This is a genomic window from Ruegeria sp. BF7 (assembly GCF_056538605.1).
Window position 1 is genome coordinate 130,060 of record NZ_JBQFTM010000011.1, and the last position, 7,978, is coordinate 138,037.

8 protein-coding genes are annotated in these 7,978 nt (G+C 55.2%); 6 read left to right on the top strand and 2 right to left on the bottom strand.

Going from position 1 to position 7,978, the window contains the following annotated elements; genetic code table 11:
• Positions 1-86 precede the first annotated feature (86 nt).
• On the bottom strand, positions 87-1,136 hold the full coding sequence (locus tag ACR0IK_RS18540; protein WP_480595674.1) for a patatin-like phospholipase family protein: 1,050 nt from the start codon (positions 1,134-1,136) through the stop codon (positions 87-89).
• A 281-nt stretch (positions 1,137-1,417) separates the two neighbouring features.
• A complete protein-coding gene (locus ACR0IK_RS18545) occupies positions 1,418-2,350 on the bottom strand; it encodes a LysR family transcriptional regulator (RefSeq protein ID WP_480642686.1) in 933 nt (310 codons plus the stop codon).
• A 155-nt stretch (positions 2,351-2,505) separates the two neighbouring features.
• Between ACR0IK_RS18545 and ACR0IK_RS18550 the strand changes: the two genes are divergently transcribed.
• The 6 genes from ACR0IK_RS18550 to ACR0IK_RS18575 all read left to right on the top strand — a co-directional run bounded on the left by ACR0IK_RS18550 (position 2,506) and on the right by ACR0IK_RS18575 (position 7,851).
• On the top strand, positions 2,506-3,522 hold the full coding sequence (locus ACR0IK_RS18550; RefSeq protein ID WP_480642687.1) for a TRAP transporter substrate-binding protein: 1,017 nt from the start codon (positions 2,506-2,508) through the stop codon (positions 3,520-3,522).
• Between the two features lie 67 nt (positions 3,523-3,589).
• Positions 3,590-4,126 (top strand): TRAP transporter small permease, encoded by a 537-nt coding sequence (locus ACR0IK_RS18555; protein WP_480595680.1) that lies wholly within the window; start codon positions 3,590-3,592, stop codon positions 4,124-4,126.
• 17 nt (positions 4,127-4,143) lie between these two features.
• Complete coding sequence (locus ACR0IK_RS18560) at positions 4,144-5,484, top strand: TRAP transporter large permease (RefSeq protein WP_480595682.1); 1,341 nt, start codon at positions 4,144-4,146, stop codon at positions 5,482-5,484.
• An 18-nt stretch (positions 5,485-5,502) separates the two neighbouring features.
• Positions 5,503-5,997, top strand: coding sequence for a universal stress protein (locus ACR0IK_RS18565; RefSeq protein ID WP_480595684.1), 495 nt, complete (start codon positions 5,503-5,505; stop codon positions 5,995-5,997).
• 26 nt (positions 5,998-6,023) lie between these two features.
• Complete coding sequence (locus ACR0IK_RS18570) at positions 6,024-6,410, top strand: nuclear transport factor 2 family protein (RefSeq protein ID WP_480595686.1); 387 nt, start codon at positions 6,024-6,026, stop codon at positions 6,408-6,410.
• Between the two features lie 37 nt (positions 6,411-6,447).
• Positions 6,448-7,851: an NAD(P)/FAD-dependent oxidoreductase gene (locus ACR0IK_RS18575; RefSeq protein WP_480642689.1), complete on the top strand. Its 1,404-nt coding sequence runs from the start codon at positions 6,448-6,450 to the stop codon at positions 7,849-7,851.
• Positions 7,852-7,978: the final 127 nt, after the last annotated feature.

The window sequence follows — 7,978 nt, forward strand, 5'->3', positions numbered from 1 at the left end:
ACCATAAATGCTAAGCCTTCAAAGGCAACAAAAACAGCGCAATGGCGGTATTGAAACTGCAGTACGTTTTCCAATGGTACACAGAGTCACCACTTTTGCAGCATTTCGACGGCATTCGCCCAGTATTTGCTCTGCTTGCTGGCCTGGAAAGCTTCGTCCATCAACCTGTAGGACTCAGGTTTGTGGGTCGCCAAACCAACGATCTTTGGCAGTGGTGGATTTATCCGCACCAGACGGTTTTTCAAAACCATACGCGCCATCCAATACTGGTTTTCCGCCGAGGTGGTCAGAAGCAACTCGATCAATGCGCCTTTGGGCGCGCCCGATGTCACCCCGAACCATTTCAACAGGCCCCAATCATCGGGATTCTTGATCATTTCCTCGGATATGTCCGTCGGCTGCTGACCCGTGCCGATCGACAACGCTTCGATATCCGTAACCCCCTTGGCCCGATCAGCGGCGATGGCAACGTTGATCCCATTCATCACCGGGTTGTTCGCAAAGGTCCCGCCATCGGCGAAATAGCCGTAGTCGACACCGTCGGCCACGATCAGATGCGGCGGGAAATAAGACGGTGCGGCAGAACTTGCCATCGCCACGTCCAGCAGTTTGACCGCTGTCATATCCAGCCAGGCCTCGTGTTCAAGGTTCTGGTTTGTGATCGTGAAAGGCGACCAGCCGATTTTGTCGCTGCGATGCAGGCAAACTGTGTTGACGGCCAGAACCAGATCCGACGACAGCGATCCAATGGTTCGGTCTTCGACGAGCGAAGTTCCAATGCGTTCAAGACCCGAGGCATGGTATTGCGACGCCATAATTCCCGGACCACCCCCAAGCCTGAGGCGACGCATGACCTTGTCGAGCGCTTTGTCCAGAACTCCGCGTTCGTTCTCCAGAAAAATCTGATCCGCGTCGCCGCGGTAATGGGCGGCCAACTCACCGACCAGAACGCTCATATCCTTGCCTTGCGTCCGGCCATCCGCCAGTGCCACGGCAATCAGACCGCCTGTCGATGTGCCCGCAAAGCCGTCCGCCTTATCCAGAAATCCGGTTTCTTCGTGAAGGCTCTGCAGGATCAGGCAGGTCAGGTATCCCCGTATCCCACCGCCATCGCAGGAAACCAACTTAAATGCCATTTGATGTGCCTCGTGTTCTTGCCCGCAGCCTGGCCCCGGTCAGAGCTGGGCGCCAGTTTTTTGTTCTTTTGACGCTGACCAAGGGGAAAAACAAGCTTTGCGTAATAAGGTGCATAGCCTGACACCATTTGGGCTAGCAGGAATTAATCTGAGGTTTTGCCGACTTTGTTGCAAACTTTTCTAGGGGAATCCGTTGTGAAGAATTGAATGCTACGCGTCATTTCTGTGAACTGGCTGTTTAGTTCCGATCCGACCGATGACGAGACTCCGTATGGTCAAATCTATGCAATATTTCCGTTGTCGTGTTGTTGGCTCAAAACACTCATAAAAAGTTTGGTGATGCGTGTTGGTGCCGGTTGCCTTCGGGTCACAGCCGCAAAACGCGTTCGATACTGCGTTTTGCTCGGCAAAACCTTCTTCATCAGGTTCTGGTCAACGAATTGCTGGGCAAGGTGGCCTGGCAAAAAACCAAGATACCTGCCAGAAAGGATCAAAATAGCAAGAGCTTGTTCGCTTTGAACCTTTGCTGCGCGCCTTAAGCCCAATTGCTGACCAACGATAAGATTTGGGGAATTCACGCTGAGGCCTGCATAGTTGTACTTGCGCAGGTCGTCCGTGCTTAGATCAATTTCTGAACGGTCAAACAAAGGGTGTTCGTTCCCACAATACAGAAACATGTCCTCACCATAAAGTGGAACATAATCAAGGCTGGCGGACGGACGGTGCAACGCGATGATCCCGATATCCAGATGCCCGGTAATGACCATCGTTTCGATCACGTTAGGTGGTTCCATCGAAAGTTCGATTTGAACTGTGGGCGCGGCTTCGTTGAATTTATGAATTGAGCGGGCCAGCCGCGCCTCTGGATTCGAGGTGCATTGATCGAACAGCGCCACCCGAATTGTACCCGCCAGTTGTTCCTTGATTTCGTTCACTTCGGTTCGAAACTGCGAGACGGATATCAGTAGGTCTTCGGTGGCGCGCAGCACTTTTTCGCCGTCTTCGGTCAGCGAGAAACCAGAAGGCCCACGGTTGCAGAGTTTCAAATCCAGGCGCAGTTCAAGATCCGAAACATGCTTGGAGATGGTCGATTTGCCAATGTTCAACTCAACTTCGGCAGCCGAAAGCCCACCGCTTTCAACAACGGTTTTGAATATCCGCAACAGCCGTATGTCGGTGTCGCCTATGCGAGTGGAAAGCGTGTCGAGTTTCATTTTTCAAGTTCGATATATGTGAAACCTATCGCGCAAAGTTTAGCAACGAAGAAACACTTTGTCCAAGCTAGTGTTTCCGCGCCGAGGTAGAATCGGACTGGCCAACTCTCCCCAGGTCAGCGCGCACCTCGAAATCTGAAAATGGGAGGAAATCCATGTCATTTATCAAAAAGCTTGGCACCATCACCGCTGCAGTATCCGTGGCGGCGCTGATGGCTGCAGGCGCAGCCGACGCGAAAAACTTCAAAATTGCGGTTGGCGACAGCGCAGGTAGCGCACAGGAAGCTCTTGGAATAGCATTTGTCAAAGCGCTCGAAGAGAAATCGGGCGGCGAGCATACTGCGACCCTATTCCTGAACGGTCAGTTAGGCTCTGAGCAGGACACCGTCAACGAAGCCGCCATCGGCACGCTGGACATGTCGCTGCTGGCGATCAACAACATCACACCCTTCTCGCCTTCGGTGGGCGTATTCACGCTGCCTTACGTTATCCTGAGCCTCGAAGACGCTGAGACGCTGACTCAGGGTCCGATCGGTCAGGAACTGGTCGAAAACACGATCCGCGATGCGGGCGTGCGCATCATCGGCTGGACCTATACCGGTTTCCGCCGCCTGACCAACTCGAAAAAGCCGGTCAGCTCGGTTGCCGACCTGCAGGATCTGATCATCCGCGTTCCCAAAAACGAGATCATGATCGAAACCTACAAGTCCTGGGGCATCAACCCGACCCCGATGGCATGGTCAGAGACCTTCACCGGTCTTCAGACCAAGGTTGTCGACGGCCAGGACAACCCATACCTGACCATCAACGCAATGAAGTTCTACGAGGTACAGGACCACGTAACCAACCTGCGTTATATTTTCTCGATCGAACCGCTGATCATTTCCGAAGCTGTCTTCCAGGATCTGTCCGAAGAAGAACAACAGATGATCTTGGAAGCAGGACAAGAGGCAACTTTGGCCTCAGCTCAGTTCCTTCGTGATTCAGAAGCGGCCATCAAAGAAGAGCTGACCGCCAAGGGCATGGAAATCATCGATCCAGAAAACGACGAAGCCGAGTTCATTGAACTGGCAACCGGTGCCGTATGGCCGCAGTTCTACGACTCCATCGGTGGCGTCGACAAACTGAACGCTGTTCTCGAAGCCATCGGCCGCGACCCGGTCCAACAGTAATCGCCGTAGAGCGATACAGGGAAGAGCGCTACGGCGCTCTTCTCATCTCAGGGAGGAGGGAACCCACATGTTCTGGAAATTTCTGGACAATATAGAAAGCGTCATATGCCGGGTTTTATTATCCGGTTTCGTCTGCCTTTTGTTCGTACAGATCGTCGCGCGCGAAGTCTTCGGCTTTTCGATCAGCTGGATTGAGGAACTCTCGGTCTACATGTTCGTCTGGTTCGTCTATTTCGGCGCCAGTTACGCCGCTTTGAAGGGCGCACATAACCGGGTGACATTCCAGTTCAAGTTTCTGCCCGACGGCGCGATCAAATACATTGAGGCTTTTGCCGATCTCTTCTGGCTCTTCTTCAATGTCTACTTCTTGTATCTGTCAACGGATTTTGTCTTCAACAAGATGAACAAATTCTGGAAGTCGCAGACTTTGGGCATCGAGATGAAGTACATCTACATGGTGCTGCCCATCGCCTTTGCGCTGATGACCTTCCGCGTCATTCAGGTGAACTACCGCCGCCTGGTCAAGGGTGAAGAAATCCACGACCCCGATCAGATCGACCTCGACGAAATCAAAGCTGCCACTGAAGCAGCCAAGAACGACTAAGGCAGGGAGGAAACGTCATGGAATCCGAAATCGTCACAATCCTATTTGGATCGTTTCTTCTTCTGCTGCTCATCGGCGCACCGATCACGGTTGCTCTGGGTGTGGCTTCGCTGTTTTCGTTCCTGTATCTGGGCGAAAATCCCATCAAATTCGTGCAGATTGCCTTTACCTCGGTGGGCGCTTTCCCTCTGATGGCGCTGCCAGCCTTTATCCTGGCCGGAGCCTTGATGGAGGCCGCCGGTATCTCAAAACGGCTGATAAACGTCGCTGAAAGTCTCGCCGGTCCCTTTACCGGTGGCATCTCGGCGGCAACTGTCATGGCCTGTCTGTTTTTTGGCGCCATTTCGGGCTCAGGCCCGGCAACGACCGCGGCGGTGGGGATGCTGATGATCCCCGCGATGATCAACCGCGGATATGAGCGCGGCTATGCCTCGGCGATCACTGCGTCCTCTGGCGGCCTCGGGATTATCATTCCTCCCTCCATCCCGATGGTGATCTTCGGCATTGCCGCGCTCGGCATGGCACCTCCGGTCGAAGCGGTCGAGAAATTCGGTACCTTCCAGTCGGTCTCAATCTCGAAACTGTTCATCGCAGGCTTCGTTCCGGCCTTCCTGATCGCCACCAGCCTGCTGATCCTGAACTTTTTCATGTCGAAAAAGCGCGGCTACAAAGGATCGGCCGAAGGTTGGTCCATCCGTAATGTTTTCTGCGAGATGTACCGTGGATTCTGGTCATTGATGGCACCGCTGGTGATCCTAGGTGGCATTTACACCGGTTTCTTTACCCCGACCGAGGCCGCGATTGTTGCGATCTTCTACACGCTGGTCGTGGGTGTAGTGATCTACCGCGAACTGACGTGGCAAACGCTTTTCCAATCGCTGGAAGCCACCACATGGTTGACCGGCCGGGTTCTGTTGATCCTGTTCACCGCCACCGTGTTTGGCCGCCTGCTGGTGGAGAACCAGATCCCGGCGATCATCGCGGACTCGATGCTCAGCTTTACCGACAACCTCTATGTGATCTGGGCGCTGATCATCTTCTTCCTGCTGTTTGTCGGCATGTTCATGGAGACGCTGGCCACCATCCTGATCCTGGTTCCGGTGATGCTGCCGGTAGCCTACTCGGTGGGCATCGACCCGATCCACTTCGGCGTGGTGATGGTCTGTACGCTGGGCATCGGCTTCCAGACCCCGCCGCTGGGTGAGAACCTGTTCATCGCCTCGGGAATTTCGAACATCTCGATCGAACAGATCTCACTGCGGGCGCTGCCATTTGCAGCCGCTAATACGGCCGCGATCTTCATCATCGCCTTCTTCCCTGAGCTGTCGCTGTGGTTGCCACGGCTGCTGGGCTACTGACCCGGAAAGGATGACGACATGAAACAATTGATCACCAACATCCTGTTTGCCACCGACCTGTCGGCGAACTCACCCCACGCCCTGCGCCATGCTGCCAGCATCGCGCAGGCCACAGGGGCGCAGATTCACGTGCTGCACGTTAACGAACCGCTTTCAGAAGACGCCAAAATCACGATGGAAATGTTCATCCTAAACGCGGAAACCCGTAAAACCGCGCTGTCGCGCCGCCACGAGATGGTTCGACAGGTATTGGCAGAACGGCAGGCAAAGTTCTGGGCACGCTTCGAAGGCGATGATGCCAGGATTCGTGAACAGGTAACCTCGGTCGAGGTCACCGACGGTCACCCCGCCGAAGTGATCCTGCGCCGTTCGGTTGAGTTGGGCTGTGATCTGATCGTGCTCGGCGCGCACGACCACGGCTTTTCCCATACCTTCCTCGGCACCGTCGCCAAACGCGTTTTGCGGCGGTCCAAGATCCCGACACTGATCGTTCCGAACCCGAACGAAACCTAACAACCCCTCTGAAAAGGAAACACAATATGAGCAAGACCCTGACCGCGCAGGACCTGGCCGACACGTTCGACGCGTTCAACCGTCACGACATCGACGGTGTGATGACCCATTTTGCCGATGACTGCGTGTTCTACACCGTCGCCGGTGACAAGAAATACGGCAACAAGGTCGAAGGCGCAGAGGCCATCGCTGCTGCGTTCTCGGGCGTATGGGCTGGTATGAAAGACGCGCATTGGGATCACCACAGCCACTTTGTGCACGGTGATAGGGCTGTATCGGAGTGGACTTTTTCCGGCACCGACGCCAACGGCATGCGCATCGAGGCCGAGGGCGCCGATTTGTTCACCGTGCGTGACGGGAAAATCATAGTGAAACAGGCGCTTCGCAAAACGCGCCCAATGTTCAAAGCCTGATCCGCCGCCCTGCGCGTAGCTTCGGAGAGTAACAAGAATGGTGGACAACAACATCCCGCGTCACTGGCCCAAGGCCAGCTATGACCCCAAGTATGACCCCATCATAGATGCGGGTCCGGGTCACAATCGTGACCACGCGCCAACATACTGGATTGGCACTGCGGGCACACCGCCTGCGGATGATGGCCCGGTGTCCAGTGACATGGATGCCGACGTCGTTGTTATCGGCTCGGGCTATACCGGCTTGTCGACCGCCATTCACCTGGCCAAGGAGCATGGCATTCAGGCCGTGGTTCTGGAGGCGAACACCGTGGCTTGGGGCTGTTCGACCCGCAATGGTGGGCAGGCCCAGATTTCCTCCGGGCGGTTGAAACGCTCGCAGTGGATCGAGCGGTGGGGCATAGACGTGGCCAAAGGCATGCACGCAGAAGTGACCGAAGCCTTTGAGCTTTTCAATGATCTGATCGCTTCGGACGATATCGACTGCGATCCGCAGCCGGGGGGACATTATTATATTGCCCACCGGGACAAGGTGATGCCGTCGCTCAAGAAAGAGAGCAAGCTGCTGAATGATGTGTTCGGTTATGGATCGCGCATCATTTACCGCGATGAGCTGCACGAAAGCCACGTGCGTGACATGGAGGCAGCAGGTGCCATGTGGGAGCCTGATGGCACCTGCATCCATGCTGGCAAACTGGCCTTTGGTTATGTCAACATGGCCCGCCGGTTGGGCGTGAAAATCCACACCGGCAGCCCGGTAATGGGGTGGGAGACCAAAAGCGGCGTTCATCATCTGCGCACGCCGGGGGGTATTGTTCGGGCAAAGACCGTGGCTCTGGCAACCGCCGGTTACACGCCGCCCGGTTTGAACAACCGGACCAAACACCGCTTGATGCCGATCCTGTCAAACTCGATGGTCACACGGCCCTTGACCCAGTCCGAACTGGACGAGTGTGGCATCCAGACCAAGTCGCCCCTGACCGATACCCGCACGTTACGGCACTATTATCGCCTTTTGCCGGACAATCGGATGCAGATCGGCAGCCGCAGTGCCGTGACAGGGCGGGATGCCGAAAACAACAAGCACTTGGAACTGCTGAAAAAAGGTCTTGCCCGCAAGTTCCCGGCGCTGGAAGATATCAACCTCGACTACTCGTGGTGGGGGTGGGTCGATGTCAGCCACGACATGATGCCCCGTATCTTCCAGCCAGACCCTGATCAAAGCGTGTTCTACGCGATGGGGTATGGCGGCAATGGCGTGATGTATTCAGCACAGGCCGGGCGACGCATGGCGCAGTTGGTTGCCGGTGAAAAAGACAAGGCATTTGACCTGCCAATCTTCACGTCCCCGCTGCCAAGCCACGGCATCCTCACACCCTTCCGACGATTGGGCCAGCGCATGGCTTATGTCGGCTACTACCTCAGGGACGAAATTCTCTAACTCACCAACGCTTTGACGTCTCAAACAAGGACAGAAACAGATGAAAATGACGACGGAAGAGGCCTTTGTTAAGGTTCTGCAGCTTCACGGTATTGAACACGCGTTTGGTATCATTGGTTCGGCGATG

Excerpts from the sequence above, each read along its gene's own strand:
- ACR0IK_RS18560 (WP_480595682.1), top strand. The coding sequence starts at position 4,144 with ATGGAATCCGAAATCGTCACAATCCTATTTGGATCGTTTCTTCTTCTG.
- ACR0IK_RS18565 (WP_480595684.1), top strand. The coding sequence starts at position 5,503 with ATGAAACAATTGATCACCAACATCCTGTTTGCCACCGACCTGTCGGCG.
- ACR0IK_RS18555 (WP_480595680.1), top strand. The coding sequence starts at position 3,590 with ATGTTCTGGAAATTTCTGGACAATATAGAAAGCGTCATATGCCGGGTT.
- ACR0IK_RS18545 (WP_480642686.1), bottom strand. The coding sequence starts at position 2,350 with ATGAAACTCGACACGCTTTCCACTCGCATAGGCGACACCGACATACGG.
- ACR0IK_RS18575 (WP_480642689.1), top strand. The coding sequence starts at position 6,448 with ATGGTGGACAACAACATCCCGCGTCACTGGCCCAAGGCCAGCTATGAC.
- ACR0IK_RS18570 (WP_480595686.1), top strand. The coding sequence starts at position 6,024 with ATGAGCAAGACCCTGACCGCGCAGGACCTGGCCGACACGTTCGACGCG.
- ACR0IK_RS18540 (WP_480595674.1), bottom strand. The coding sequence starts at position 1,136 with ATGGCATTTAAGTTGGTTTCCTGCGATGGCGGTGGGATACGGGGATAC.
- ACR0IK_RS18550 (WP_480642687.1), top strand. The coding sequence starts at position 2,506 with ATGTCATTTATCAAAAAGCTTGGCACCATCACCGCTGCAGTATCCGTG.